The organism is Sphaerotilus microaerophilus (assembly GCF_023734135.1).
Lineage (GTDB): Bacteria > Pseudomonadota > Gammaproteobacteria > Burkholderiales > Burkholderiaceae_C > Sphaerotilus > Sphaerotilus microaerophilus.
This window is the reverse complement of record NZ_AP025730.1, coordinates 3,855,563-3,881,448: the sequence shown is the minus strand read 5'-3', so window position 1 is coordinate 3,881,448 and position 25,886 is coordinate 3,855,563. Positions and strand designations below refer to the sequence as shown.

Sequence of the window (25,886 nt, the reverse complement as noted above, 5' to 3'; positions counted from 1 at the left end):
CCCCTCTGAATCGGAGTGCGTAGCTGGGTCATCAAGCGGCAGTTCTGCGCTGCGCCGCCAACCAGCGTTGCTCATCCCGAACAAGGATTTCATCACCGAACGGGTGGTGAACTGGACCGGGCCGGACGAGAGCACACGGCTGCTACTGCCGGTGGGCGCGGCCCACGGCTCCGACATCGCGAGGGTGCATCAGCTGCTGCTCGAAGCGGTGCGCGGCCATGCCGACATCCAGCCCACGCCAGCGCCGAGCGTCTACTTCGTGGGCATGCGTGAAAGCTCACTCCTCACTCGACTTTGAGATCCGAGCGTTCGTCGACTCCCTGGACAAGCGCCTGCGCGTGCGCCACGCGGTCCACCTCGCGGCTTGGCAGGCGCTGCACGACAACGGAATCGCGTGCCGCACCTCCGGCAGGACCTGAACGCCGATTCGCGCGAACAGGGCTCGCAGAAGTGCCCGGCCCTAGAAAGGCGCCTCGCCGGTCTTGGCCAGCGCGGTCATGTCTGTACCCAGCGGCAGGTCGCCCACGTCGAGGAAATCGAAACCGGGGGCCGCCACCTGGCGCCGCGTGCGGCCGCCGATTGATCGGGTCTCGATTGCCGGTGCGCCGAGGGGATTGGTGATGCGCTTGAGCCGCTCCTGCAGGCTGACGATCACCTCGCCGCGGATGCGCGACTTGTCGGGGTTCGTCAGCCCGTCCTCGGCGAACAAGGCGCCATCGAACGCTCTGAAGGCGGTGTTCAGCCGGGTGCGCAGGTCGTCGGCGGCGGCGGTGGTGTCCTTCAGCACGTCGTTGAAGGCCTCCTCGTGCGGCGTCAGCGACGGCAACCCGCGCCAGTCCTGCCGCGGCTGTCCGCGCTCGACGCCGATCACGATGTGGTCGTGCTCCTCGTACACCTTCAGCTGCTGCGCCGAAGGGCCGCTGTGCAGGCGGCCATCCTTCAGCCACAACTGGTCGAAGGGCACCTCCGCCTGCGGCGCGGCGATGCCCACGAAGTGCCCCGGCCCGGCGGCCTGCGTGTCGCTGAGCGCGACCTTCACGCCCAGCACCGGCCGCGTGCCGTTCAGGCCGATCAAGCCCTCGACCCCTTCCTTGACGATCTTGGCGATGTCCAGCCCCTGCTGCAGGCCGGGGATCCCCAGCGCCGCCAGCTGGCTCAATGTGCCCAGCAACGCCGTGGCGGCCTGGTCCTTGGGCACCGCGAACAGCCCGACGGCCAGTTCGAGATCGCCACCGCGCCACACGGCCGGGCCCGCCAGGCGCTGGTTCAGCACCACCGAGCGATCGGCCGAGGCCATGGCCAAGTCGCCGAACTGAGCCGGGCCGATGATCGCCGTCTCGCTGCGGGGCTCGCGCAGGCCCTTCAAGCCCACGGCGCTGTGCACCAGCGGCGAGAGCTTCAGCCACAGCTCGCGGCTGTCGCGCAGGTACATGGAGCCCAGGCGCACGACGACGTAGTCGTCGTTGGCGACGTAGGCCGGTTGCGGCCCGCCACCGACGATGCGCTCGGACGGAATGTGCCCCCAGGCCATCTGGCTGTTGCGCTCGCGAAAGAGGTTCTCGATCCAGTCGAACAAGGCCACGTCGTTCTCCTTCCTTCGGGTGAGCGTCGTCAGGGCGTGGTGACGACGACGTTGAACACTTCGCCCGGCGCGATGCGGTCGAGCCGGTCGATTGACCAGTGATCCATGCGCCCCGCGCGCCGCGCCGCCTCGGCCAGCAGCGCCAGCGATGCGACCAGCACGGGCTGGCGCAGCCTGCGGTCATCGAGCAGCCGCGCCATGGCCGCCTGCTGCGCGTCGGCATCCTGGCGCACGGCGGCGATGACAAGGCAGTCGGGCAGCGCGCCGAACGCTTGGCTCAGGTTGCGCTGGATGGTGCCGAGCATCTCGACCGGCGCCGGGTCGCCCGGCCGCGCCGCTCGGCGGCTTTCGTGCAAGGCGTGATGCGCGATCAGCCCCAGAACCGGATCGATCCATTTGCCGTAGGCGATCTCCATCAGCTCCGGGCCGCGAAGCGTGTCGAGATCGGCGCCCGCTCGGAACCACGGGACCGCGATCGCGAGCGCGCGCGCGATCCGACCGGGCGGAAATCCGGGTCCGCCAGGGGCACTGGGCGCGTCCCAGGCCACGCCGAGCGGTAGGCGGTAGATGCCCACGGAAACCTGCGTCACCCCGCTCGGCCACGAAATCACCCCGATCGCGGTCACGCCGCCGGGTACCCCGGGCGCGGCCACGTTGAGCCGCGTACCCGAGACGAAGATGTCCACGCCCTCGTCCGGCGGCTTGCCGTCCGTCGCATACAGCGCGAGCCGCCGGTCCGGCGAAGCCCAGACACGCGCCGCCGCGCGGACGTCGGTGTGGCGGCCCGGCGTGAGCTCGCCGTCGAGCGCCACCGCGATCGCGCACCGGGGCTCGCCGTCCGATGGCGGCGGCCAGGGTCCGCGCTGCGGAATCTGCAGGTGCGAAAACTGGCGGAGCAGCACGCCGTCGTGGTCGAACGGCTTGAGCGCCAGCAAGGGCAGCAGGGTCGGCAGCACCGCGCCCTGCATCGGCCCGATGGTTTCCGACGGCATCACGCTCGTGGGCCGCTCGTCAACGGCGCCGGCGGGTCGCTGCGGCAGCAGGCTGGCCAGCGCCGGCGTGATCTGGGCCACCGCCGTGACGACGCCGCGCTCGCCCCCGGCCAGCAGCACGCGGGCCGCGCTGATGACCTCGTCTCCGAGCATCACCTGCACGTCCCAGGCGCCGGGCGCGACCGTCAGGTCCATGTTCGGCTGCGCCCGCTCGATCAGCGTGAACGGATGCCGGGACAGGCGCAGCCGGACGTGGGCCTGGATGTCGGACGCTTCCACGCGCAGCGTGGCCGTCGTCGGCGCGACGCCGGTGCCACCACCACTACGACGCAACGGCCGCCGGGCCGGCGCCGCACTGTGCGCGATCTCCGCCCGTGCGATGCCGCGCTCGCCGGTGGTCACGGCCGGTGCGGCAGCCGCCGCGGACGGCCGCGGCCCGCCACCGCGCGTCATGACGGTGCCTCCGCTGCGCGGCACCTCGACCGTGGCTGATTCTTCTTCCCGCAGGTCGACGACCATCAGTTGAGGCTTCGGCGTGCCCCATCCCTGCTCCGTCATGCCCGCTTTGAGGGCCGCGCGCAGTTCGTACTGGCGCGCGGGCGCCTTCGGCGGCCAGCCCGGCACCGGCAGGCCCAGCTCAATCTCCAGCGCCAGATCGACCGCCGGCTGCGCCGCCTCGGGCTCGACCTTTACCACGAACTCGCGCGGCGGCGGAGGCGGCACCTCGCGCAACGGCGCGAGCGCGGGACCGCGGCTGCGCGACTCCGGCACCTGCACGGTGCGGGTCCACTCGTCCCAACCCCGCAGCGACGCCAAGACGTGCCGGTGCACGTAATTGAACAGCGAGTCGGCCGTGACGCAACGGCCACGCCCCGGCACCGGCTCATTGGCGATGCCGGTGCCGCGCAGCCCGCGCAGCAGCAGGTGCGTGAACCGCCCGTGGCCACCCTGCGCAGACAAGGCCTTGCCGCCCGCGCCCACCGCATGCATGGCGAACTGCGCGCGCGGCGCCTGCGGCGGCTCCTCGGGCCAGCTCACGTCGTAGCCGCGGGGCCGGCGCTCGTAGGGCATGTCGCGGCAGGCGTCGACGAGCCAGAGCTGCTCAAGCGGCCCGCGCTCGGCGAACAGCGCCAGCAGGTCGTCCAAGCAGATCATGTGCTCGCCATCGGTGGGCGACTCGACATCGGCGGCCAGCAGCAGCGCCTCGCGCACCCGGCCGTCGCGGCTGGCGCTCATGCCATGCCCGGCGAAGTAGAAGATGAGCCGGCGACGCGCGGCCGGCGATTCGTAGTGCGCCTTCAGCGCGTCGAGGATTGCGCGGCGCGTGGCCGGCCGGCTGCCCGGCGGGGCCGGCTGGCCGGGGCCGGGGCTGGCCAGCAAGGTCACGTCGGCAGCCGCCACCAGCGGCGGCGTTCCACCGGGGCCGGGCGCGGTCAGTTCGTCGCGCAGCGCCACGGCATCGTTGACTGCGGAGGTCAGCGGTGCGAAGGCATAGCCATCAATGCCGATGATGATCGCGCAGGTGTCGGTCGCCACCGGGTCAGCATATCGCACCGCACGGCGGGCGTCGAGATACCGGGGACTTCAAACAGGGTCCCGGTAGCATGCCGTTGGCAAAGCCGCCGTCAGGCACCGGCATACGCGAAGCCGGCCCAGTGGAGCAGTGCCGCATGGCTGCGCCCGCCCGCGCCCGCTTCGCGCACCGCCTGCCGAAGTTCGTCGCGCAGCAGTGGCGCCAGCTCGGCGGCCGGCGCGTTGCGCTCTAGCCATTCGAGCTTCTCGTCGTTCGTCGAGTCCCGGAGCCACTGCTGCGCCAGCTGCAGCGCGCGGTGCGGTGGATGTGCATCCGGCCCGCGCCACTCGGCGTAGAAGCGCGCCACGAGCAGCGCCGCGCTGGTGTCGTAGACCGCCCAGGCGGTGGCGATGGCCGCTGCCGCCCCGGCTTGCAGCAGTGCGCTCTGCAGGCTGATCGTCTCGTCGATCAGCTGCGTGCCGATGACGGCCGTCTCGCACGCGCTGAGCATCACCAGCCGGCAGCGCTCCAGCCGCGTGTCGAGCAGCGAGGCCAGAGTCAAGGGCCGGTTGGCCGCCAGGTGCAGCGCGCTGGCCAGGGGGTTGTCGGTGTAGGCGTCGCCATGGCAGCAGAAGTGAACGAGCCACGCCTGCGGCAAGGCGGCCAGAACGCGCTCGCGCGTGGCCTGGGCGCCGCGCAGCAGCGTGGTGTTCGTGAACCGGCTGGCGGCGCTGTGCACCTCGAAGGCGGCGCAGGGCAGGTCGTGCTGCGCCGACACTAGTGCAGTGTTCCATTCTGTTTCCCACTTAACCGGGAGTTGGCGCGAATGACCTTCTGCAAGATGTCGCGAGCGCTCTTGGTCCAGATGAACGGCTTGGGACTGGTGTTGTGATGCGCGACGTACGCCTTGATCGCCGCCTCCAGCTCGCCCACGCTGGTAAACACGCCGCGCCGCAGGCGTTCGGTGGTGATGTCGCGGAAGAAGCGCTCCACCATGTTCAGCCAAGACGCCGAGGTCGGCGTGAAGTGCATGTGGAACCTGGGGTGCTTGGCCAGCCACGCCTGCACCGCCGCGTGCTTGTGGGTGGCATAGTTGTCGGCAATCAGGTGCAGGGTCTTGCCCTTGGGCGTCTCGCGGTCGATCTGGCGCAGGAACTTCAACCACTCGGCGTGCGTGTGCCGCTGCTGGCACTGGCCAATGACCGTGCCGTCAAGCACGTTGAGCGCAGCGAACAGCGTGGTCGTGCCGTGGCGCTTGTAGTCGTGCGTCATCGTCTGCGCACGACCCTTCTTCATCGGCAGGCCCGGCTGCGTGCGGTCCAGTGCCTGCACCTGGCTCTTCTCGTCGCAGCACAGCACCAGGGCGTGCTCGGGCGGGGACATGTACAGCCCCACGATGTCTTCGAGCTTCTCGACGAACTTCGGGTCGCGCGAGACCTTGAAGCCACGCACCAGGTGCGGCTTGAGCCCATTGGCCTGCCAGTGACGCATCACCGTGCTGGGGCTGACCTGCAGCACCGCAGCCATCTTGCGCGTGCTCCAGTGCGTGGCGGCCTCGGGCTGGCTTTGCGTGGTCAGCTCCACCAGCTTGGCCACGTCCACCTTGACCGGCGGTGCCCCGCGCGGCAGGTCCCGCTCGATGCCCGCCAGTCCGGACTTGATGTAGCGCTGGCGCCAGCGACCCGCCGTGATCCGGTCGATGCCCAGCTCCTGGGCGATCTGCAGGTTCTGCAGGCCTTGCGCGGCCAGCAAAACAATGCGCGCACGCTCGGCCAGTCGAACGCTGGTCGCCTTCGAATGCGCCAGCCGGATCAACTCAGCCTCCTCCTCTTGACTCAACTCGATCGCAGGGGCAACTCGCACTTCCTGGCTCCAACTCTGTCCGTAGTAGACCATTGGAGTCGTGTTGTTCAATTAAGTTGCTTCAACAATCAAACACTACACTAGCGGGTTCTCGACTGCCAGAAGAGACGGTGCTGCGGATTCGCAGCGCAGGGCTGCGCTTGCGGCCATGGCCGCCACCACGGCATTGGGCGCCGAGCTGAATGCCACGACATCGAGCGCATAGCGCCGGCCGCTGGGGCGCGCCGGATCTTCGACCCAGGCCGCATGCAGCGGCAGGAATCCCAGGGCGCCCGGTGTCACCAGCTGCACCCGCTCGGTGCCGGCCGGCAGCGCGGCCAGCAGCGGGCCGATCGCGGCGTCCCAGTACCAGCGCATCAGGCCGTCGAGCGCAGCCGACCAGGCCTCGGTCGCGGCCTCGTATGCGACATCGTTGGCGTGCATCCAGGCCTCGTATAGCGCCAGGTAGCCTCCGAGTTCGCCAGCGCCGTCGGGTCCGCGCAGCCGCTCGCGGACAGCCTTGTCGGTCAGCTCGGGTAGCCAGAGCACGTCGACGTGGAAGCCCTCGTCGGCGCGGGTCGCGATCAGCGCCACGCCTGCGCCATCGGCCGCAGCCAGGTAGACGATTGGCTGCTCACCGACCGCCGCTTCGAGGTCTGCCAGGGTGGACTGCACCAGCCAGCGCTCCAGGCCGGGCCGCTGGCGCACCGCCTGGATGACCGCGGCCAGCTCGCGTGCGGCCGCCACCGCGTCCTGCGGCCGGGCCGAGCGACGCCGCGCCGCCGCCTCGCGATAGCGCCGGGCCAGCGCAGCGTCGACGGCGGCTACCCGGTCGAGATCGGCGGTGTCGAGGCGCAGCGCCCGTGTCCACGCCACAGCGCGTGTGCGCTCAATGGCCAGCGCGGCGGCCACGGGCTCGCCCGCCTTCGCGGCGGCGTAGGCCGCGCGCGGGCCCAAGCCACGGCCTTCGTACAGCCAGACCTCCTGAGCATCGCCCCCGACACCGGCTTCGAACAGCGATTGCAGCGCAGAAATCCCCGCCTGGTAGGCCTCGTGCGCGGCCGCCCATTCGCCGGCTTCGGACTCGAGCGCGCCCCAGTCGACGGCGGCGTTCAAGGCCACCTTCGGATGCACGCTCAACCCATCGGCGACCGCACCGCGAAAGCACTGCCGCGCCAGCGCGAGGTCGGCCGCGTCACCCTTCAGGCGCCAGCGCTCGCCCAGGCCGAGCGCCAGGTTGGTGAGCCGGCCGGGGGTGGCTTGCGGCGGGCTCTTCTCGTCGTCGCCGGTGATCGCCTGCGAGCAGGCCAAGATGCCGAGTTCCAGGTCGCGCACGTCGCGCCGGTGGCGGTAGCGCAGGAATCGCGCATAACCGACGTTCTGCAACTGGTTGCGCGACTCCGCCTTGTCCAGCGCGGTCAGGCGGTCGTAGGTGTCGATGGCCGCGTCGAGCGCTTCCAGGTTGCCGTCGGCCTCGTGCCGCGCCAGCAGGATGTTGCCCAGTACCATGCTGTGCTGCGCGTGCAGCGGCGAATCCGCAGGCAGCGCTGCCAGCACCTCCTGCTCGGCGGAGTAGGCGCGGGCGAGGTCATCGAGCGATCGGTACAAGCCGTGGCGCTCGACCAGCGCACCGGCCAGTGCCCCCAGCGCCTGCAGCCGCTCCGCGGGCGTGGCGAGTTCCGCCGCGCGCTCGTAGTCGGCGATGGCATCGTCGAGTGCGTCGATGGCGCCGGTGGCGTCGAAGCGCAGCATGGCCTGGTTGCCGCCGTTGATGCGCACCAGCGGCGAGTCCGGGGCCAGCTGCTTCATCGCGGCCACCGCGGCGTCCGCCGCGGCGAAGTCGGCCTTCGATCGCGTGGCCATGTGGCGCCGTATGAGCGCGACATGGCGCGTGTTCAGCACCGCCATCCGGCCCTCGTGGCCTGTCGCCGCCGGGGTGCCACCCGGCGCGGCGGCCGCATCCGGCTCGAGCGCCAGGGCAGCGTCGGTCAGGTCGATCGCCTCGTCCAGCCAGCGCGGCTCGCCGGTCAGTGCGTGCACATCAAGCAGCGCCAGGGCCAGATTCGCCTGTGCCGACTGGACCGCGGCCGGGAATTCCGCAGCGACAGTCGGGTCGGCCAGGATCTTGCGATAGGTGTGCGTCGCCGCCTTCAGGTCCGCTGCCGCGCCGTGGTCGCGATAGCGGCTCCAGATCAACTCGGCGTATACGAGCGCTTCGCGCACTTGGCGCGCGAGTTCGTCGTGGTCCATCGGCCTCCCGCGCAGTCTCACCGGACCCTGTCAGGGATGACTGCCCACGCTATCAAAATTGCCCATTTCCGCAAGAGCCAGACCTTGCCCTGCATCAAACGGTTCGCGTGAGGCCCGGACCTCGGGCTCGCGTGCTCCGCGTGCATCACACGCCAGCCGGGCGGGGTCCGCGGCTGGTAAAACGCGGGCGGCCGCAGCCGCGGCCGGCACCGGGGGCTCTCCACACATGAACCTGCGCTTTGTCGAAGCCTTCCGCTGTGTGGTGGCGCTCAAGAGCGTGTCGCGCGCGACGGAGAAGCTGTTCATCACGCAGTCGGCCATGTCCAGCCGCATCGCCGCACTGAAAGCGGAGCTGGGCGTGCCGCTGGACCGCCGCGACAAGCAGATTCGCCTCACGGCCGCCGGCACGCGCTTCCACGACTAAGCCGGCCGGCTGCTGCAGTTGCAGCGCGAGGCCAAGGCCGAGATGGGCGGCGGCAGCGCGCGCCCGGTGTCGCTGCGAGTTGGCGCAATCGAGTCGGTGCAGCATTCCCGGCTGATCGACTGGATTCAGCGCATGCGAGGCATGCACCGGGAGCTGGAACTCGAACTCACGGTGGTGACGTCGCCCGTGCTGGCGGCGCAGGTCAAGCGCGGCTCGCTGGACATGGTGCTGACCGCGATGCCCGCCGCACCGTGGACGACCTGACCCAGGCTTGGGTCGATGCCGCATGAAGCAACGCTTTCGGACGTCTGTATAGCCTTTGGTTGGAGTTCAAGTAGCGGCTGGCGGCGCTGACTCAGCCAGCCGCGCGCCCCCCTCGCCAATGGCTGCTTTGCGGCTACCAATCCTGGTCGTCAGATGCCTGGTTTAGTCCGTTGGGGTACAGCGGTCTTTCGCCCGGCGAGGTGGCCAAAGGCAGGTATCGGCGCCCGCCGCCTTTGGCCCTCGCATCCTGACGGTCTGCATCCAGTCTGTCGGCGACGCTGCAGGTCCGGGTCGAAAGAGCCAGGCCACAGCCGGTGGCGTGGAAGTGAGCTGGGAGCGGTCACGCGTTCGCGGCGCGGCTCCTGCGGTCAGTCACCCCACAGGAATCGCGCTTCGGTTCCGATGTACAGGTCGCTGGCGTCAACCCACTGGAGCGTCGAACCTCTAGTGTAGTGTTTGATTGTTGAAGCAACTTAATTGAACAACACGACTCCAATGGTCTACTACGGACAGAGTTGGAGCCAGGAAGTGCGAGTTGCCCCTGCGATCGAGTTGAGTCAAGAGGAGGAGGCTGAGTTGATCCGGCTGGCGCATTCGAAGGCGACCAGCGTTCGACTGGCCGAGCGTGCGCGCATTGTTTTGCTGGCCGCGCAAGGCCTGCAGAACCTGCAGATCGCCCAGGAGCTGGGCATCGACCGGATCACGGCGGGTCGCTGGCGCCAGCGCTACATCAAGTCCGGACTGGCGGGCATCGAGCGGGACCTGCCGCGCGGGGCACCGCCGGTCAAGGTGGACGTGGCCAAGCTGGTGGAGCTGACCACGCAAAGCCAGCCCGAGGCCGCCACGCACTGGAGCACGCGCAAGATGGCTGCGGTGCTGCAGGTCAGCCCCAGCACGGTGATGCGTCATTGGCAGGCCAATGGGCTCAAGCCGCACTTGGTGCGTGGCTTCAAGGTCTCGCGCGACCCGAAGTTCGTCGAGAAGCTCGAAGACATCGTGGGGCTGTACATGTCCCCGCCCGAGCACGCCCTGGTGCTGTGCTGCGACGAGAAGAGCCAGGTGCAGGCACTGGACCGCACGCAGCCGGGCCTGCCGATGAAGAAGGGTCGTGCGCAGACGATGACGCACGACTACAAGCGCCACGGCACGACCACGCTGTTCGCTGCGCTCAACGTGCTTGACGGCACGGTCATCGGCCAGTGCCAGCAGCGGCACACGCACGCCGAGTGGTTGAAGTTCCTGCGCCAGATCGACCGCGAGACGCCCAAGGGCAAGACCCTGCACCTGATTGCCGACAACTATGCCACCCACAAGCACGCGGCGGTGCAGGCGTGGCTGGCCAAGCACCCCAGGTTCCACATGCACTTCACGCCGACCTCGGCGTCTTGGCTGAACATGGTGGAGCGCTTCTTCCGCGACATCACCACCGAACGCCTGCGGCGCGGCGTGTTTACCAGCGTGGGCGAGCTGGAGGCGGCGATCAAGGCGTACGTCGCGCATCACAACACCAGTCCCAAGCCGTTCATCTGGACCAAGAGCGCTCGCGACATCTTGCAGAAGGTCATTCGCGCCAACTCCCGGTTAAGTGGGAAACAGAATGGAACACTGCACTAGCGGACCTTGGGGAGGCTGTCCATGGCGGTCAGGCTCTTGCGTGGCAACGATCGGTGATGTCCCGCCACGGCGGGCTGCGACGGATCGGCTTCAACTCTGGAGTCGAATAGACCTCGAATTCAGCTCAAATGTTGAGTCGATAATGACGAACATTCGACTCATCTCCACCTCACCGCATGAAAGCCCGCGCATCCACTTACCTCTGGCAGCACCCGGACTGGCCCGATCTTCGGTACGACCGCGTTCGTGTCGGTGAGGTCCTGGCCAAGGCGCGGCGTGCGCAGGGCTTGGTCGAAGGCAAGCTGGCGGTCCTGGGCTTCGAACAGCGCCTCGAACTGGCCGCGGAAGCCTGGAGCCAGGATGCGCTCGCCACCTCGGCCATCGAGGGCGAACGACTGGACCTGGCCGCTGTGCGCAGTTCGGTCGCACGGCGGCTGGGCACGGGCCGGCAGGATGGGCCGAGCGCGCCGCGCAACGTGGAAGGCCTGCTCGACATCATGGACGACGCGGTCCAGCGTTGCCACGACCCGCTCACCCACGAGCGCCTGCACGCCTGGCACGCCGCGCTCTTTCCCACCGGCTACTCGGGCATGACGAAGATTCGCGTCGGCGGCTACCGCGAGCATGGCGAGCCGATGCAGATCGTCAGTGGTCGTGTGGGACGGGAGGAGGTGCACTACGAGGCACCGCCGTCGGGCCGGGTGCCTGAGGAGATGGAACGCCTTCTACGGTGGTTCAACGCCGCCAGCGAACCGGACACCTGGGTCCGGGCTGCGCTCGCACACCTTTGGTTCGAGACCATCCACCCCTTCGAGGACGGCAACGGCCGCCTCGGGCGCGTGCTGGTCGACCTGCTGCTGGCCCGCGACAGCGGCGAGGCCAGTCGCCAGTTCCGCACATCCCAGCGCCTGCTCGATCGTCGCCGCGACTACTACGCCAACCTGGAACGCGCCCAGCATGGCGACCCTGACGTGACGCACTGGGTGTGCTGGTTCGTTGAGCAAATGCAGGCCGCCTGCGAAGAGGCGTCGACGGTGGTGGACCACACCCTCGTGAAGGCCCGCTTCTGGCTGGACCACGGCCGCACAACCCTGAGCGAGCGCCAGCGCAAGGTGATGAACCTGCTGCTGGATGCCGGACCGGGTGGTTTCGACGGCGGCATGAGCACGAAGAAGTACGAGGGCGTCACGGGTGCATCGCGGGCGACGGCGTCGCGCGAACTCATCGACCTCGAGGCGTTGGGCTTGCTCCAGCAGGTGGGTGGTGGCCGCTCAACGCGCTACTACATCAATCTGCCGGGGTGGGTGCCAGAGTCCACCTAGGGAACCCCTGCCCAGATCCATCTGAGATGGGCCTGCAACTGCGACGCTCGGACGGATCGCCGGATGGCTTTGTGGTGGACAGACAAGTCATGGCCGTCCATACCGTCCCCTATCGCACTTCAGCCCAACTCCCAAGCACACTGCGCGCATACCCCAGACTCACATCCCCAGCCACCTTCCCGAACCGCTCCCCGACCGCACAGGTCATTGCCACGCATCCGGCCTCTGGCCTGCCTCCGCGCGCCAGCACAAACGTCGGCACCTGAACCACCCCATACCGGTCAAATGCGGTCGGATCGATCTGGACGGCGACGCGCTGCGAGCCGATCAGCTCGTGCATCCGCGTCACCGTCTCCCGAATCGAACCCTGGTGCAGCCCTCGCAGCACCAGCGTTGCGTGGGCCTGGGCCGCCTGGGTGACCAACCGTTGCAGCGACGCCTTCGGCATCCCCAGGCTGATGAAGACCAGCAGGCGGGGACCTCTCGGTTGCACCGTCGGCGTGGGGCCGCGTTGAAGCTCGAAGCCCTTGGCCAGCGCCTCCAGGTCCAACGGGGCTCGGGCGGCGGGCTGTGGCAGGGCATCGATACGGGGCGTCCGGGGGATCGGCACCCGGGCCAGTTCTTCCTCGCTGGGCATGCGATGTTGTTGCCGGGCCCGTTCGATGTCGGCCGGCGTGACCGGGGGCTCTCCTGCCCAGCTGCAGCTCCAGGCTGCCAGTCCGACCAACAGGGTGGAGAACTTCAGAAACGTCGCAGCGCCCATCGCCTTCTCCTCAGAACCCCGGGCAGCAGTTGCGTTTCCTGAACAGCAGGAACGCAAAATCCTCCCCCCGCACCGGAAACTCCTTGCCTGCTCCCCAGACGACGGTGCTGCGCCCAAAGGGCTGACAGCAGTGGCCACCGTCCTTGGCGGTGTTGGCCACCGGGTGGGTGAGCTGGGTCTTGTAGGCCGTCTTGTCCATCGTCGGCAGGAAGTACGGCCCACACAGCCCGGCGTGACCATGCCAGCCCCAGGCCAGCAGCTCGCGGTGCATCTTGGCGGTCAGGCGCTGTGCGATCAGCTCCGCGGTGCGCACCCCACCCATGTGGTACGGCACATGGCCGTCCAGCGGGTAGACGCCGCCCTGGCAGCCGGCGCACCAGAACAGCGCCTCGATCCCAAACCCCACCGTGGCCGCCACACAGTCCGCCGCGCAGGCGGCCACCGCCACCGGGTTGGCGAACAGCACCGCCTCCGGAATGAGGATCAATGTCAGCTCATCGTCGTTCCACAGCGGGTCCACCTCGGTCAGGTAGGCCAGGTCGAAAGAGCCCTTCTCCAGACAAGGGAAGTCCGTGATCACCTCCAGCCAGTACAGCACCGGGTTCACGTAGAAGTGCGCCTGGTAGAAGCTGCCGCCATCCCCGTCTCCCTCCGCGCGCGTGAATCGCGCGGCCGCAGGCGCAGCGAGACCCGGGTCCAGGTCGATCCCGCCCAATGCGGCCAGACAGAAGGGTTTGCGCACCGCCTCCACATGGCGGGCGGGCTCCCAGAAGCCGATCGACAACCCCACCGTCGGGTGCAGGCCGCAGCTGCACACCGGGCTTGACGGGTTGTCGATGTCCTCCTGTCCATCGATGTTGGCGATCGTGATGCTGCCAATGCTGATGGGCAGGATGCAGCTCCAGCAGATCTCGGTGATCGGGTTCGGGAAGCGGCCGGTGCAGGTCAGGCTGTCGGCCGACTGCACCTTGGACCCTTCGCCCAGCAGCATCCAAACGGCGAGGACGGCGATGGCCAGGGGACGCAGCCAGGCGTTTCTCATCGCAGCGCCAACTCATCGATGCGCAGCCGCAGCCCTTCCTGCGACACCAGCGCCGGCACCTGCCGGATGCCCAGCCGCCGGGTCAGCGTGCCCTGCTGGTCGTAGTACACCCGCACCTGCCAGGCCTTCATCAGCTCCAGGTAGGAGCCGCCGGTCAGGATCAGCTTGAGGCCCGCGCCATGCTGGCGGGCCAGCTGCTGCGCCTGGTTGAGCTGGCGCCTATCGCGGGCGTCGAAGAACAGCAGCCGCTTGGACAGCGACACCACCTCCAGCGGGTTCTTGCGGGTGCCGGCTGCAAACAACAGACGACCCTGGACATCGGTGAGGTTGCGCTCCAGCACGAAGCTGGGGTCCACATGGAAGCTGCGCGCCTGCCGGGTGGCCTGCAGACCCTCCACCGGTGGAGGGTTGCGCACCGTGGCGATGCCGCGACGGCGCGCATCCTCCATCAGCCGCTGCAGCTCGCCGCTGCGCTCCTTGGCCCGCAGCTTGTGCTGGATTTCCTCCAACAGGTGGGGTTCGCTGATGGCGTAGGTGGGGCCGATCACACCGAGGTCGCTGTTGGAAGCTGGACCCACCGCGCCTGCTGCGAGGGCCGTATTGACCGAGCCCAGCAAACACAGGGTCCGTTTGCAGAGACAGAACGTCCGGCGCAGAGCCAACCGACCGAAGGGCTTCATGCGGCCTCCTCAAAACAGCACCACCGCCGTGCCCAGCACCTGGTCGGCGCGCACCAGCCCGCTCTCTTTGTAGCGGGAGTCGAAGGAGTCCGGCCCGGTGCCTTGCACGTAGAAGTGCCCGGGCGGGATCACCCCCGCTGCGATCGGATGCAGGGCGCGACCATCGAAGCTGCGCGACTTGGCCATTCCCATCGGCTCGCCGTTCAACGCGACGCTCAGGCCCGACACCGTGACCACGTCGCCGGGCAATCCCCGCAGCACCTTGAAGAAGGGCTGGCCGCGCAGCCCCGGGCGGTCCGCGGCCGCGTCACCCTCGAAGCGGTAGACCACCAGGTCCCCGCGGCGCAATGCGGTACCGTCCTGGCGCAGCCAGACCAGGTGGTGCGGCAGGCTGGGCGTGACGTTGAACAGCAGGGGCAGGCGGGGGCTTGGATCGATGAACAGACGCAGCGCCGCCAGAACCCAGATCAGCAGCAGCGCCGTCAGGGCCCGGCGGTGTGCACCCAGTGGCGCCAACCAGGCCCGCAGCCGAAGCAGTCTGCGCATGGCCCCGTTCATGGCCGCTCCAGCATGGCCCGCAGGCGCCCGGTCAAGTCGATCGTGCGCGAGGAGGGCGCCACCACGGCGGAGCGGATCATCACCAGGCAGCCGCATTCCCGGCCCAGCTCATCCAGGGCCTGCGGCAGGCGCTGCGCGAAGTGGCGGGCCACCTCCAGGGCCTGCTGCCGCTCCTCATCGCTGCCGGCTCGGGTGAGCAGGCGGGTGAACTCGGCCTCCTTGCTGCGGTAGACCTCGCCCACGTCCACCACCGCCAGCTTCAGCGCCGGCTGAACCTGCCAGCGGTCGTAGGCGTACAGGGCCGCGGCGGTGACCAGCGTCGGCAGCATCAGCTGCCACAGTCTCTGGAGCAAGCTGGTGCTCAAGGGCGCGTTCATGCCACATGCCCCCGCCGGCGCAGCAGCTCGCCGATGGCCTCGTCGATGCTCAGCCCCTGCGCCCGCAGCTCATCGATCGGCGCGTTGTCCTCCAGCTTGTTGGAGAACAGCAGGTGGGTGGCCGGATCCAGGATGTTGCGCGCCACCCCTTCGCCCACCGGCGAGGAGATGTACAGCTCAGAAAACGCCCCCGGTTCCGTTCGCAGCGAGTTCAGCAGCCGCTTCTTGGGCTCGTCCATCGTCAGCCGCCCCTTGCGGTCGAGCATCTCGATGGACTCGGGCTTCTGGCGCAGCAGGAACACCCAGTCCGAGCAGTTGAAAGCCGCCTCCATCTGGGTGGAGCTGTAGAAGTCGTCGGCGCTCTGGGTGGCGGTGCCCAGGGCCCCGCCGTACTTGCGGGCACGGCGGGCGGCTTCCTCCACCACCGCGGCCTTGACCGGATCGTCGGCGCCGATGTCGCCCAGCTGCTGCTTCAGCTCGTCGACGAAGAGCACCTTGCGCCGGTTGCGGGTGAGGTACATCTCGCCGGTGATGCGGTGCAGCAGCAGGATGTTGACCACCGCATGCAGGTCCGGTCGGCGCTTGAGCTCCTCGTTCTCGATGACGATGAAGTCGTTGCTGAAATCGACGTTGTTGTGCCCCTCGAAGAAGCGCGCGTACTGGCCGCCCCGGGCGTAGGGGTTGAGCATCACGGCCAGGTCTTTGATGCGCTGGTCGCCGTTGAGCCCCAGCTCTTCGATCGAGCCGTCCTTGAAGGCGTCGCGCAAGGCGGTGATGCGCAGCTCCTGGCCGTAGGACTTCCAGAGCTTGAGCACCATCGCCGAGATGGCCTTGTACTGGACCTCCTCCAGCGGGTGCTGCATCGAGCACATCTTCGAAATGCCCGGCACCAGCATGTCGATGTCCTCGTGGATGTCGACGACGTGGCTGAAGGGGTCCAGGCAGATGTCGACGTCCGCCTTGAACTCGATGTAGGTGCCGCCGGCCTTGCGGCAGAGCTTCTCGAAGGAACGGCCCAGGTCGAGCATCCAGACCTTGGCGCCGATGGCGCGGTAGGACCAGGCCATCTCGTTCATCAGTACCGACTTGCCCGAGCCCGGCGCGCCGATGATCGCGAAGTTGTAGTTGCCCAGGTCGTTGTCGAAGATGTCCAGCGTCATCAGCTGGCCGCGCCGTCCGCCGAAGACCAGCGCCGGGGTGCGGGTGCCGCGCCACTCCGCCACCAGGGGCGCCAGGTGGATGGCGTTGGCCATGGTCTTGCGCGAGACCCGGCGCATCTTGGCCAGGTCCTTGTGGAAGCGCTCGGACAGCGTCATCGGCAGGCTGGCCAGCAGCGCCTGGCGGTGCATGTAGGTGTCCGCGTTGAGCTGGAAGCCCCGGCCGCGCCAGATCGCGTTGGCCGCTTCGTGGGCGGGCACCGCCTTGCCGGGGGGCGTGAACAGCGCCAGCTGGTGGTAGAGGCTGACCAGGCTGCCGCCGGTGTCGATCGCGTCGGCTGCGGCGGTCCAGTCGTCGAGCTTCTTGCGTACGTCGGGCATGACGTCGGCCATCTTCGACTTGGCGTTCTGGGTCGCCCGCACGTGGTTGGCCGTCACCACCGACTTGGTGACGTTGGGGTCGAGGATGTGCACCCCCAGCGTCAGCAGGAAGGGCGCGTTGTACTGCAGCGCCGGCTGCATCAGGTCGCCGATCAGCGAGCCCATCTGCCACAGCGCAAAGCGTTCCGGAAAGCTCTTGATCGAATAGAAGCGCAGCTCCAGCGCTTCGTCTCGACCTTCCTTCCACAGCCGCAGGCCGCTGGGCAGCGGGTCCTGGATGGTGTCGAAGTCGACGATCTGGTCGCGCAGCTCCCGGCCGTCGTCGTAGTGAAGGTCCGGGGCATCGGTCTGGGCGATGCGGTCCGGGTTGGTGAAGAGGGCGCACCAGTTGATCAGGTCGGCCGCATCGCAGACCCGGTTGGGCAGCGAGGCCGAACGCAGCGTGGAGGCCATCGAATCGCGCAGCGCCAGCACCGCCTCCCGATGCTGCGGGTCCGCAGCCGCCTCCAGCGCCACCGGGCAGGTGACGCTCAACATCAGCCGGAAATCCCGCAGCGTGTAGTGGAAGCCGGTGGTCAGCGAATGCTGTGCGCCATGCAGCAGGTGGCCCACCCGCTGGCGTGCCAGCTTGCGAAACAGGTTGTCGTTGCGCGCCGGGCGCCCCCACTGGTGCGCCTGCTCGGCCTGGTCGCCGTCTTCGATGCGCAGGTTGGCATAGCGGCGCAACTGCTCGCGGATGTGCGGGGAGGCGAACAGGTGCAACTGCACCCCGACACCCGCCGGGCAGTTGGCGTACAGCGACACCAGCACCTCGGCCATGCGATCGTCGGCGCCGGACTGCGGCATCACCTCAAGCAGAAAACCCAGGCCATCGCGGTTGACGAACAGCCGCTCGGCGCCCAGGTAGGCGGAGTAGGGCAGCCAGGTGGCGAACTGCTCGGCCGGGGACATCGCCTCACCCCCCAGGCCGAGGCGGGCCAGCAGGCCCGCCGCGTTGTCGGTGCGACCTGTCCGATGCTGAGATGAAGCGATTGCGGCCATGTTCACCTCAGGGGTTGTCATCCAGAGCGTCCGCAGTCCCTGCTGGAGCGCGGCGCTGGATCCCTGGCGGTCGGTTCTGCAGGGAGGGGGGAGTACCTGCTGCAGCGGCAGGCCCATCGCGTGATTCGCGTGATCCCGGAGGAGTGACCGGGGGGCGCAGTGGCGCGTAGGACTCCCGGATGCTGCGCTGCAGGTGGTCCAGCAGCCACAGCCCGCTGTCCACCTGGACGTAGACATAACCCTGGTCGAAGAGGTCCCCGTCAAGGTCCTCCCAGGGCTTGATCCACAGGCGCAGCACGCGCGAGGCCGAGCGCAGCGGGGAAGTTGTGGCCTGAGGGGCCGGCGCAACTGCAGGTGCTGCGGTGCGGGTGAGCGCAGCCCGCGTCCCCGCTGTCGTTGCCGGAGCTGGATCGGGCGCAGACGCCGCGCGGCCGGTGGCGGCGACGTTGGCGTAGGTGCCCGACACCGACTGGCAGGCCACGCCCTCCGGAGCCTGGCAGGCATAGCGGGAGCCGCCACCCAGCCCGGACAGGCTCTCGCAGCCGCAGAGCAGGGCCGTGGAGGCGATCACCAGGGTGACCGCAGGGGTGGCGTCTGGCGTCATGGTTGGCGCTCCTGGGCGGTTCTGGGGCCTGCGGCGGCGCTGTTCAACCGGGCCTCGATGCGTTCACGCGGCAGGTGGCCTTCGCTGCGGCTGCCGTCGGCCCAGACCAGCGTGGGGGTGGCCCGGATGCCCAGCTGGCGCGCCAGGGCCAGGTTGCGGTCGATCGGGTGATCGCAGCGCGGTGTTCCCGCCGGGGCGGAGCGGTCCTCGATGGGCAGACCATTGTGCATCAGCCGATCCCAATTGCCCAGGGGGTCGGCGGAGCACCACAGCTGGATGGGCAGCGCCTCGCCCTGGAAGGGCAGCAAGAAGGTGTGCACCGTCAGGTCATCGATGCCCGCCAGCTCCTCTTCCAGCCGACGGCAGAAGGGGCAGCCCGGATCGCTGAAAACCACCAGCTGGCGCCGGCCACTGCCCCGGACGCGGTGCAATGCGTCGGCCAGCGGCAGTTGGCGCAGATCGATCGCAGCCGCGGGTGTCGGGGATCCATCGGTCGAGGCGGTCCGCTGGAGGGCGCTGTTCGCCCGGGCCAGCTTCGGCGCAGTCAGGTCGGTCATCGTGCGGGTGTCGAAGAGCCGGCCGAACACGAAGTAGCGCGGACGGGCCGCAAAGACATAGGCGACGTTGCCGTTCATCCAGACCTCGTACAGGCCTGGCACCGCAGTGGTCTGGGCGGACGAGAACGTGGTCCCTGGGTGGGCTCGGCGAAGCTCTGCCAGCAACCGGGTCTCTGGGTTCTCAGGCTTGGCGGGCGCCGCGGTTGCAGCGGTGGCGCAGCAGGTGGTCACACAAGTGACCCAGCAAGCCGCCAGACTTCTGACGCCAGCCCGGCGCAGCAGGGGTTCAGTAGTCAGCGTCATCGCCAGCCTCCTGGTTCCGTTCGGTTCGGGGTGTGCGGGCCTGGCCGCTGCCTGCGGACCGCGGCCCCGGCGGCGCGGGGAGGTCAATGCGGCTACCCTTGGTGATCACCACGTCGATCTCGCGGCCGGCATCCACCTCGATGATCGGAAAGGTGTTCTCTGCCAGCTTGATGTAGTACTGCGCCAGCCGGTCCAGCGCCCTGCCCACGCCGCTGCCCATGCCCGCGCGCAGGGCGTCCTGGCCGCTGAGCTGAGCCACCGTGCCCAGGGCCGAACTGCTGACGTTGGTGCTGGCGGTGGCCACGCCCTGGCCGATGCCGCTCACCACCCCGGCCAGCAGCGCGTTGGCCAGCATCTGGCCCTGCTTGGTCACCAGCCGACCGCGCAGGCCCACCTTGCCGTCCTCACCGTAGACGCTGCCCTGGATGCGCAGCTCCAGCACCGCGCCGTCGCTGCGCACGCACGACAGGCTCTCGGTGCGCAGGTAGGCCCGCTCCGAGCTGATGTCGCCATAGCCTGCAGCAATGACGAAGCACTCTCGATAGTCACCGCGAACCCGGTTGGGTAGCACCGAGGTGTCGGACAGGCGGATCAGCACCGGGTGCGGGTTGGACTGGGCCTGCCCGCCGGTGGGGGCATCCAGCCCGCCCAGCAGCACGCCGCGCGTGAAACTCACTGGCAGGAAGGATGAGGTGGTCAGGGGCGGCTCGTGGGTGCTTGCCTGCGGGAGTGCTCCGGCAGCCGCGGTGGTCGTGCCTGGGGTGGCCGAGTGATCTGCCAGCGTCACCCGGCTGATCGTGGGAACCGGTGGCGAAGGGGGCAGCGCTGGGCCCTGCGGCCAGACCGGCTCGGCCAGGGCCGTGCCCGCCGGTCCGGTCGTTCGACGCAGGGGCGTGGGCTGGGGCAGGCTGGCCGCGGGCGGGAAGTCTGCCGTCTGTGGCGACGGGCTGCGGACGGGAGAGGGCGAGGGTGGTGGTGGGACGGGAGCCAACTGCGGCCCCACCGATCGCAGCGCCTGGGCGTTGGGCGCAGTCGCCGCAGCAGCCTGGGACGCCGCGTTGACCGACGCCTGCAGCCGCTGCTCCAGCTCTGCAAAGCGCTGCATCGTGCGCGCCTCGAAGGCCTGGCGGTCCTTGTTCAGGCGGGTCTGTTCGTCGCGTTCGCTCTCGTACTGGGCCAGCTTGCGTCCGGCCGTGCCCACCCACTGGTCCACCGGGTTGACTTGTGCGCCGGGAGCCAGGACACCGATGTTGGTGATCGCACTGGCCTTGGCGGCCACCGGGCTGGCGCTGGAGGTGGAGCCTGTGCTCACCTGCGCGGCCGCCTTGCCCGATTCAGAGATCGACAGCACCAGCCACAGCAGCAGCACCGCTGCCGCGACGATCAGCCCCAGCAGACCAAACTGGCGCTGGCGCGGCGACAGGCGCTCGCCCAGTGCTGCGCAGCGTCGGCGCAGGGCACCGATGAGCCGCGTGGGCCAGGCCGACAGGGCGGGGCCGTTCACGGCAGGCTCCGCCGGATCACATAGACCGCGGTGCTGGCGCCGGGCAGCAGGTTGTGCTGTTCGATCGACACCGCCACCACCCGGCCCCGCGCAGATCCCGGTCCGCCCCGATCGCTGCGACGCGCAGGTCCCAACGGATCGTCCGGCCGATCGAACTCCTGCTCGGCCAGCACCATCGGCTGGGCACTGATGTTGTGCAGCAGGTAGTGCTCGCCGATCAGGTCTCGGCCTTCGAATCGCCGCAGCAGCAGCATGCCTGCTTCGGCCCAGAGTTGCACCGGGCGATGGACTTCCTCGACCCGGATGTCCTGCGGCACCCGCTCGCCGGCCATGGCCACCAGCAGGGCCTTCATCGAACGCAGATGGCTCGGTGCCGGACCTTCAGGGCCTCCCCGACCTTGTGTTGTGGGTGGGCGCAGAGAGCGGTCCCGGATGAGGATGGTGTCGGCCGGCAGGTCCGCCGGGCGCAGCAGCAGGGTGTAGGTGGCCTGCGCGGAGGAGATGAAGAGGTTGATCGGCTTGGTGGCGGTGGTGTGCACCGGGCGCACATAGATCTCGCCCTTGTCCCGGTCGCACTCCAGCACCAGTTCGCCCTGTGGGTTGACCGCTGCGCTGCCCAATGCGGGCCCGACCGGGCTGACGCCGCCGGGCGGGGTGCCCAGGTGGCCCAGGCCTGGGACTGCACCACCACCAACACCACCACCACCACCACCACCACTGTCGCAGCGGCTGGAGTGCAGGTTGCCGAACACATCGGTGATGGCCGCACCTTCGATGCGGATGCGGGTGGGCTCCTGGATCGACAGCAGGGCCTCGGCGGTCACGCCATCGCGGGTCTCAACCACCTGCAAGGCACTGGCAGCGCTGGCCGCGGTGAGCAGGCCCAGGGCCCAAACCGCGCGGCTACAGGCGCTGCTACTGGCGCGGCCTGGGACGGATGGCAGGTCACTTCGCATCGCCGACCTCCTCGAAGCTGTGCAGGTGCATGCGCCCGCCCGAGTAGCCGAAGGCCAGTCGATAGGTCTTGCTCTCGTGGCTGGTCTCCATGCCGTTGACCAGGGTGCGCAGGCGACCACGCACCACCACGCTCTGCTGGTCTTCGCTGGTGATGAGTTGCTGGGGAGCGAAGGTGGTGGTGGCGTTGATGCGCTTGAGTCGCTCGGCCTCCACCTCCTGGCGGGTCTTGAGGGCGCCGTAGTGCTCGGGCTCGACATAGCCGAGCATCAGGTCCTTCTTCCAGTCGATCGAGGCCGGGGTGACATCCAGCACCAGCCAGGCCAGGAAGGCGGCCATCTGTTCCAGGTACTCGCTGCTGGCGCGGTCGCGCTGCACCCAGAAGCTCTTGTGCAACGTGGGCGGCACCACCACCGTGCGGGTGCTGCCCAGCAGGTTGAGGATCACCACCAGCGCCAGCAGCTGCCCCGCGGCCAGCAGGCCGATGCCCCAGGACAGGCCCCGGTTGCGGCGCCTGAGATCGCGCAGGTCGCCATCGAGTCGGTTGAAGTCCACGGCAGTCTCCCCGTCAGCCCACCATGCGGCGCAGGTGCGAAGGGGGCGTGGCCGACATCGCCGTCAGCGGGCTGGTCGGCAGGTGCCAGTACAGCCAGTGGATGGCAAAGGCCGGATGCTTGTCTGCCGTGAGCCGCGCGATCGAGCGCGACAGCAGCATGCCCACACCCATGCACGCGAGAAAGGCCACCCGCGTGCCGGAGAGGTAGCCGACGAAGACGAAGAACAGCAGCGGTGCGGCCACGTCGACGTCCCAGAAGCCGATCTTCCACTGGTCGTCCAGGCGGCGCGGGATGTAGGTGTCGGCCAGCATCGCAGGGCTCCTGTGGTCGGCGTGCCGCCGTCAGATCACCGCACCCATGATGGCGCCGGCAATCACCAGGCCGACCGCACCGAAAATGGCCAGCCCGACATAGAACAGCACCGGCCCGAAATTGCGCAGCGCGGCCAGCGAGATCAGCGCCACCACGAAGCCCACGAACCCCACCAGCGCCTTGATGCCAGGACCCAGGGCTGCGATCTGGGTCAATGCCGAGGTCATCGGGCCGGTGATGCCGGAGAACGCCACCAGGTCGAGCGCATGGCTGGGTGAGGCCAGTGCGATGGCCAGGACCAGCCCGACCAGCAGGCCCCAGCGTTGTGCGGGTTGGTGCAGGCGCAAGGTCTGAGACAGAGCCCGCAGCGGGCGCCGCACAGGAGGTTGGCGGCGGGTCAGGAAGGTCGGGCGGTGCAGCATGGGAGTTCTCCAGGCGTGGGTGCGCCGAGGCCCGGCGCGGGCGGGATCGGTGGTTCAGGCAGCGTTCACACGCAGATGCCTTCAGGACGGCGCGGTGGAAGGCGTGTAGACCAGCTCCACCCGCCGGTTGCGGGCGCGTCCGTCTTCGTCCTTGTTGGCCGCGACGTAGCAGCAGCGTCCCCGGGCATCGATCTCGATGCGGGCCGGCAGGTCCGGTGCCAGGCTCAGCAGCTCGCGACGAATGGCCAGAGCGCGGCTGACCGCCAGTGCTTGGTTGAGTCGCTCGCTGCCTTGGTCGTCGGTCCGGCCGGAGATGATCAGCCGCTCGGCGCGACGCAACTCACCCAGGGCGCCCTGAAGCTGGCCGCGGTGGCCGGCGGTCAGCTCGGCGCTGTTGGAGTTGAACAGCAGAGTGAGCTTGCGGAGCGGGGCCATGGGAGCGGCCGGCTTGGCGGGGGCCGTGGTCGGGGCCGCAGGGGGCTCAAGTGCTGGAGGCTGCGCTACAGGTGTGCGGGCCACCGCCTCTGGAGCCACAACGTTGTCTGCGGGGGCAGGTGTTGGAGCCGGTGACACGGGCAGTGAAGGGGCCGGCGTCTGGGGTGAGTTCAGCGGTCGGTCGTCGACGGGTCGATGGGCCGCCAGTGTCTTGCGGGTGACCGTGGGGCAGTTTGGTGGGCTGCAGACCTCGAAGGCGGCCTGGCGCTCAAAGCCGACCTGCGCAACCCGTTGATGATGTGCCACCGGAGGATCAGGTCGCCGCGGCGGGTAACGGGAGGGGTCATCGAGCGGGTCGGGCTCCGGCAGCGTGCAGGCGCCGAGGAGGGCCGCGGTCAGGCTCGACAGGAGCGCGACCCGGATCGGTTGACGTTGGGCAGGGATGGCAACGTGTCTCATCGCTGGCCCTCCGGTGTTGCGAGCGCGTTCAGTCGCCGATGGACCCGCCAGGCATATCGGCTGCGGGTGCGCCGGCAATCGGCGCCCTGCAGTTGGGTGCAGGCGGCGTTGTAGGCGCCCACGGCGTTCCAACTGGTGCCGTGGCGCGCAAAGGACTGAGCCAGCAGCCAGGCACCGACCTCGATGTTGGTGCAGGGGTCGAACAGGTCGTCGCGCGAGATGCCGTGCCGTGCCAGCAGCGGCAGGTGGCTGCTGTTGATCTGCATGAGCCCGATGTCGTAGCTGCCGGTGCGCGCCAGGTGGCTGCGGTTGACGGCAGCGGGGTCCAGGCTGGACTCCACCTGGGCGATGGCGTGCAGCAGTTCAGGCGACACACCGTGGCGCTGGCCGGCGGCCTCCCAGCAGGCCGAGGCGGGCAGGCTCAAACTGAGCGACAGAGCCAGCGTCAGCCGGTCAGCGCCGAGCTGCGTGGTGGGAGCAACGAACATGGCCCGGTATCCCTTCTGGCCACCCTGCGCGATGGCGGGTGGTTGACTGAAGGGTAGGCGGGCCGGCCTGGCACGTCAGGGGCGGAATGGCGGTGGTGTGAGGGGGGTTTCGAAGTTGGGAGGGAGCGGTGCGCTGACTTTGTGGGACCGCCCTTGGAGTCTGGTGCCCGTGGCACACAAGACGTTGCAGAGTCCGGCCAGGACTTGGTGGGCGACGCAGGTCATTCGATCAACCTCGAAGGCCATCCTGCGTTGAGTGACCGGTGACCGAGGCGAAGCTGCACCTCGAGACGACTGACCTCGAAAGGCAGGTGATCGAGGCCGGTGATGTTGGACTGGAGATCCTGAGCGACTCGGTTCAGTTTGGAGCTGCCGGGCAGGTGCCGGTGGGCTGCTGTGCAACGTTATTGAAAGCTCTTCGCTACGAGGCAGCCTTCGCACTGCTTTGCCTGGTCTATCGTGATGGGGCATTGAGTCATTTGCCTCAGGCAGGCCTTGAATGCTCTCCCTACCTTGACTGCGTGTCGTGGTCGGACGAGGAAGTCCGATGATGTGTCAAGCGCTGTTAGGCGCATTGTCGATCCAGCTCGGATGGTGAGCGCATTTCACTTGGTGCACTGCATGATGCAGTACATTTTCCGGAACTCACGCTTCGATTTGTAACGCCATGGTCATACCGCGTCGACCAAAAGTGAAGACCGCTACGCTCACTGTGCGCATTGATCCGAAGATCAAGGCCGCAGCTGAGGCTGCAGCCTTGCGGGAGCGTCGCAGCCTCACCAGCCTCCTGGAAGTGCTTATCCTTGACCACTGCCGTGCGCTGGGGCTGAGTCCTGAACAACTTGCCAAGGAATCTACCCAATGACCAAGACGCCGCCGACGGCGCGTATCCGTCTTTCGACGAAGAAATCAGGCACGCCTGATGGCTCCAACCCAGCAGTTGTAGCGGAGATCCGGTTCTACCGAGCGAACGAGAAGCCATACGGTGCCTTTAGCAACCTGTACCGGCGGCCGGTGATCTTCGAGGGCGTGGTCTTTCCTACCTCCGAGCACGCCTACCAAGCGGGCAAGGCCCGCAAACCGGCCGTGCGGGACTGGATCCTGAGCGCTCCGACACCTGCCTTGGCGGCGATGGCTGCGCACGGCCTGTACGTGTGGGATGTCGCGCCGGACTGGGCGCAGACCAAATTCGACCGCATGCGCCGGGTGTTGCGGGCCAAGTTCGACCAGCACGAGGACCTTCGGCAGCTTCTGATGTCCACGGGGAGCGCGAGGCTCGTCGAAGTGGGGACCGTCAACAACGCAGTCAACCGATTGTGGGGCGAGGTCGACGGCAAGGGCGAGAACATGCTGGGTGTGATGCTGATGGAACTGCGCGAGTCCTGTTCCAAGGAAACAGGAGCGGCGAAGGCGAAGCCTGCACGGGCGACCAGCAAGGCGCGGGCCGGCGCGACGACGGTTGCGACGCGCGCACCGGCAGCGGTTTGAA

28 protein-coding genes are annotated in these 25,886 nt (G+C 68.6%); 8 read left to right on the top strand and 20 right to left on the bottom strand.

Features of this window, described 5'->3' with window-relative positions; genetic code table 11:
* Positions 1–67: 67 nt before the first annotated feature.
* Both NGK70_RS16605 and NGK70_RS26660 read left to right on the top strand, forming a co-directional pair.
* Positions 68–298, top strand: a complete 231-nt coding sequence (locus NGK70_RS16605) for a mechanosensitive ion channel domain-containing protein (protein WP_251969611.1) — start codon at positions 68–70, stop codon at positions 296–298.
* Entirely contained in the window at positions 219–419 is a 201-nt protein-coding gene (locus tag NGK70_RS26660; protein WP_428985524.1) for a hypothetical protein, read from the top strand. The genes NGK70_RS16605 and NGK70_RS26660 overlap by 80 nt, the downstream gene beginning before the upstream one ends.
* A gap of 41 nt (positions 420–460) precedes the next feature.
* On the opposite strand, the gene NGK70_RS16600 is transcribed toward NGK70_RS26660, so the two are convergent.
* From NGK70_RS16600 to NGK70_RS16580, 5 genes are all read right to left on the bottom strand, one after another.
* A complete protein-coding gene (locus NGK70_RS16600) occupies positions 461–1,582 on the bottom strand; it encodes a hypothetical protein (RefSeq protein ID WP_251969610.1) in 1,122 nt (373 codons plus the stop codon).
* 29 nt (positions 1,583–1,611) lie between these two features.
* Positions 1,612–4,110: a caspase family protein gene (locus NGK70_RS16595; protein WP_251969609.1), complete on the bottom strand. Its 2,499-nt coding sequence runs from the start codon at positions 4,108–4,110 to the stop codon at positions 1,612–1,614.
* A gap of 89 nt (positions 4,111–4,199) precedes the next feature.
* Positions 4,200–4,865, bottom strand: a complete 666-nt coding sequence (locus tag NGK70_RS16590; protein WP_251969608.1) for a CHAT domain-containing protein — start codon at positions 4,863–4,865, stop codon at positions 4,200–4,202.
* Positions 4,865–5,950 (bottom strand): IS630 family transposase, encoded by a 1,086-nt coding sequence (locus tag NGK70_RS16585; protein WP_428985603.1) that lies wholly within the window; start codon positions 5,948–5,950, stop codon positions 4,865–4,867. Before NGK70_RS16585 ends, NGK70_RS16590 begins: the two co-directional genes overlap by 1 nt.
* A 75-nt stretch (positions 5,951–6,025) precedes the next feature.
* Positions 6,026–8,179, bottom strand: coding sequence for a hypothetical protein (locus NGK70_RS16580; RefSeq protein ID WP_251969607.1), 2,154 nt, complete (start codon positions 8,177–8,179; stop codon positions 6,026–6,028).
* Between the two features lie 226 nt (positions 8,180–8,405).
* Between NGK70_RS16580 and NGK70_RS26505 the strand changes: the two genes are divergently transcribed.
* From NGK70_RS26505 to NGK70_RS16565, 4 genes are all read left to right on the top strand, one after another.
* On the top strand, positions 8,406–8,603 hold the full coding sequence (locus tag NGK70_RS26505) for a helix-turn-helix domain-containing protein (protein ID WP_310742541.1): 198 nt from the start codon (positions 8,406–8,408) through the stop codon (positions 8,601–8,603).
* A gap of 18 nt (positions 8,604–8,621) precedes the next feature.
* Positions 8,622–8,867: a LysR substrate-binding domain-containing protein gene (locus NGK70_RS26500; protein WP_310742540.1), complete on the top strand. Its 246-nt coding sequence runs from the start codon at positions 8,622–8,624 to the stop codon at positions 8,865–8,867.
* A gap of 528 nt (positions 8,868–9,395) precedes the next feature.
* Positions 9,396–10,481, top strand: coding sequence for an IS630 family transposase (locus NGK70_RS16570; protein WP_428985603.1), 1,086 nt, complete (start codon positions 9,396–9,398; stop codon positions 10,479–10,481).
* Between the two features lie 176 nt (positions 10,482–10,657).
* Complete coding sequence (locus NGK70_RS16565) at positions 10,658–11,803, top strand: Fic family protein (RefSeq protein ID WP_251969606.1); 1,146 nt, start codon at positions 10,658–10,660, stop codon at positions 11,801–11,803.
* Positions 11,804–11,912: 109 nt separating this feature from the next.
* On the opposite strand, the gene trbC is transcribed toward NGK70_RS16565, so the two are convergent.
* From trbC to NGK70_RS16490, 15 genes are all read right to left on the bottom strand, one after another.
* Positions 11,913–12,566 carry a type-F conjugative transfer system pilin assembly protein TrbC gene (trbC, locus tag NGK70_RS16560; RefSeq protein WP_251969605.1) on the bottom strand — a complete coding sequence of 218 codons (654 nt, stop codon included), beginning with the start codon at positions 12,564–12,566 and terminating at the stop codon, positions 11,913–11,915.
* 10 nt (positions 12,567–12,576) lie between these two features.
* A complete protein-coding gene (locus NGK70_RS16555; protein ID WP_251973808.1) occupies positions 12,577–13,557 on the bottom strand; it encodes a TraU family protein in 981 nt (326 codons plus the stop codon).
* Between the two features lie 47 nt (positions 13,558–13,604).
* Complete coding sequence (gene traW, locus NGK70_RS16550; protein ID WP_251969403.1) at positions 13,605–14,186, bottom strand: type-F conjugative transfer system protein TraW; 582 nt, start codon at positions 14,184–14,186, stop codon at positions 13,605–13,607.
* A gap of 111 nt (positions 14,187–14,297) precedes the next feature.
* Positions 14,298–14,834, bottom strand: a complete 537-nt coding sequence (gene traF / locus NGK70_RS16545) for a conjugative transfer signal peptidase TraF (RefSeq protein ID WP_251969604.1) — start codon at positions 14,832–14,834, stop codon at positions 14,298–14,300.
* Positions 14,835–14,842: 8 nt separating this feature from the next.
* Complete coding sequence (locus tag NGK70_RS16540; RefSeq protein ID WP_251969603.1) at positions 14,843–15,199, bottom strand: hypothetical protein; 357 nt, start codon at positions 15,197–15,199, stop codon at positions 14,843–14,845.
* A gap of 20 nt (positions 15,200–15,219) precedes the next feature.
* Positions 15,220–17,802 carry a type IV secretion system protein TraC gene (gene traC, locus NGK70_RS16535; RefSeq protein ID WP_251969602.1) on the bottom strand — a complete coding sequence of 861 codons (2,583 nt, stop codon included), beginning with the start codon at positions 17,800–17,802 and terminating at the stop codon, positions 15,220–15,222.
* A 7-nt stretch (positions 17,803–17,809) separates the two neighbouring features.
* On the bottom strand, positions 17,810–18,406 hold the full coding sequence (gene traV / locus NGK70_RS16530; RefSeq protein WP_251969601.1) for a type IV conjugative transfer system lipoprotein TraV: 597 nt from the start codon (positions 18,404–18,406) through the stop codon (positions 17,810–17,812).
* Positions 18,403–19,266: a DsbC family protein gene (locus tag NGK70_RS16525; protein WP_251969600.1), complete on the bottom strand. Its 864-nt coding sequence runs from the start codon at positions 19,264–19,266 to the stop codon at positions 18,403–18,405. The genes traV and NGK70_RS16525 overlap by 4 nt, the downstream gene beginning before the upstream one ends.
* A complete protein-coding gene (locus NGK70_RS16520; RefSeq protein WP_251969599.1) occupies positions 19,250–20,770 on the bottom strand; it encodes a TraB/VirB10 family protein in 1,521 nt (506 codons plus the stop codon). Before NGK70_RS16520 ends, NGK70_RS16525 begins: the two co-directional genes overlap by 17 nt.
* Positions 20,767–21,726 (bottom strand): type-F conjugative transfer system secretin TraK, encoded by a 960-nt coding sequence (locus NGK70_RS16515; RefSeq protein WP_251969598.1) that lies wholly within the window; start codon positions 21,724–21,726, stop codon positions 20,767–20,769. The genes NGK70_RS16520 and NGK70_RS16515 overlap by 4 nt, the downstream gene beginning before the upstream one ends.
* Positions 21,716–22,279, bottom strand: coding sequence for a type IV conjugative transfer system protein TraE (traE, locus tag NGK70_RS16510; protein ID WP_251969597.1), 564 nt, complete (start codon positions 22,277–22,279; stop codon positions 21,716–21,718). The genes NGK70_RS16515 and traE overlap by 11 nt, the downstream gene beginning before the upstream one ends.
* Before the next feature lie 13 nt (positions 22,280–22,292).
* Positions 22,293–22,592 (bottom strand): type IV conjugative transfer system protein TraL, encoded by a 300-nt coding sequence (gene traL / locus NGK70_RS16505; protein ID WP_251969596.1) that lies wholly within the window; start codon positions 22,590–22,592, stop codon positions 22,293–22,295.
* A gap of 30 nt (positions 22,593–22,622) precedes the next feature.
* Positions 22,623–23,015, bottom strand: coding sequence for a hypothetical protein (locus NGK70_RS16500; protein ID WP_251969595.1), 393 nt, complete (start codon positions 23,013–23,015; stop codon positions 22,623–22,625).
* 81 nt (positions 23,016–23,096) lie between these two features.
* The gene (locus NGK70_RS16495) at positions 23,097–23,450 is read right to left on the bottom strand and encodes an OmpA family protein (protein WP_251969594.1); all 354 of its coding nucleotides are present in this window, start codon (positions 23,448–23,450) and stop codon (positions 23,097–23,099) included.
* Positions 23,451–23,905: 455 nt separating this feature from the next.
* Positions 23,906–24,397 carry a lytic transglycosylase domain-containing protein gene (locus NGK70_RS16490; protein ID WP_251969593.1) on the bottom strand — a complete coding sequence of 164 codons (492 nt, stop codon included), beginning with the start codon at positions 24,395–24,397 and terminating at the stop codon, positions 23,906–23,908.
* A gap of 263 nt (positions 24,398–24,660) precedes the next feature.
* On the opposite strand from NGK70_RS16490, the gene NGK70_RS16485 reads away from it, so the two are divergent.
* Together NGK70_RS16485 and ybiA are read left to right on the top strand one after the other, a co-directional pair.
* The gene (locus NGK70_RS16485) at positions 24,661–24,948 is read left to right on the top strand and encodes a hypothetical protein (protein ID WP_251969592.1); all 288 of its coding nucleotides are present in this window, start codon (positions 24,661–24,663) and stop codon (positions 24,946–24,948) included.
* A 310-nt stretch (positions 24,949–25,258) separates the two neighbouring features.
* Positions 25,259–25,885, top strand: a complete 627-nt coding sequence (gene ybiA / locus NGK70_RS16480; RefSeq protein ID WP_251969591.1) for a riboflavin biosynthesis intermediates N-glycosidase — start codon at positions 25,259–25,261, stop codon at positions 25,883–25,885.
* Position 25,886: the final 1 nt, after the last annotated feature.

Excerpts from the sequence above, each read along its gene's own strand:
- trbC (WP_251969605.1), bottom strand. The coding sequence starts at position 12,566 with ATGGGCGCTGCGACGTTTCTGAAGTTCTCCACCCTGTTGGTCGGACTG.
- traV (WP_251969601.1), bottom strand. The coding sequence starts at position 18,406 with ATGACGCCAGACGCCACCCCTGCGGTCACCCTGGTGATCGCCTCCACG.
- NGK70_RS16495 (WP_251969594.1), bottom strand. The coding sequence starts at position 23,450 with ATGGCCCCGCTCCGCAAGCTCACTCTGCTGTTCAACTCCAACAGCGCC.
- traL (WP_251969596.1), bottom strand. The coding sequence starts at position 22,592 with ATGCTGGCCGACACCTACATCCCGCGCCGCCTGGACGACCAGTGGAAG.
- NGK70_RS16555 (WP_251973808.1), bottom strand. The coding sequence starts at position 13,557 with ATGCTGCTGGGCGAAGGGTCCAAGGTGCAGTCGGCCGACAGCCTGACC.
- traC (WP_251969602.1), bottom strand. The coding sequence starts at position 17,802 with ATGGCCGCAATCGCTTCATCTCAGCATCGGACAGGTCGCACCGACAAC.
- NGK70_RS16490 (WP_251969593.1), bottom strand. The coding sequence starts at position 24,397 with ATGTTCGTTGCTCCCACCACGCAGCTCGGCGCTGACCGGCTGACGCTG.
- NGK70_RS26660 (WP_428985524.1), top strand. The coding sequence starts at position 219 with ATGCCGACATCCAGCCCACGCCAGCGCCGAGCGTCTACTTCGTGGGCA.
- NGK70_RS16525 (WP_251969600.1), bottom strand. The coding sequence starts at position 19,266 with ATGACGCTGACTACTGAACCCCTGCTGCGCCGGGCTGGCGTCAGAAGT.
- ybiA (WP_251969591.1), top strand. The coding sequence starts at position 25,259 with ATGACCAAGACGCCGCCGACGGCGCGTATCCGTCTTTCGACGAAGAAA.
- traF (WP_251969604.1), bottom strand. The coding sequence starts at position 14,834 with ATGCGCAGACTGCTTCGGCTGCGGGCCTGGTTGGCGCCACTGGGTGCA.
- NGK70_RS16565 (WP_251969606.1), top strand. The coding sequence starts at position 10,658 with ATGAAAGCCCGCGCATCCACTTACCTCTGGCAGCACCCGGACTGGCCC.
- NGK70_RS16500 (WP_251969595.1), bottom strand. The coding sequence starts at position 23,015 with ATGCTGCACCGCCCGACCTTCCTGACCCGCCGCCAACCTCCTGTGCGG.
- NGK70_RS16515 (WP_251969598.1), bottom strand. The coding sequence starts at position 21,726 with ATGCGAAGTGACCTGCCATCCGTCCCAGGCCGCGCCAGTAGCAGCGCC.
- NGK70_RS16580 (WP_251969607.1), bottom strand. The coding sequence starts at position 8,179 with ATGGACCACGACGAACTCGCGCGCCAAGTGCGCGAAGCGCTCGTATAC.
- NGK70_RS26505 (WP_310742541.1), top strand. The coding sequence starts at position 8,406 with ATGAACCTGCGCTTTGTCGAAGCCTTCCGCTGTGTGGTGGCGCTCAAG.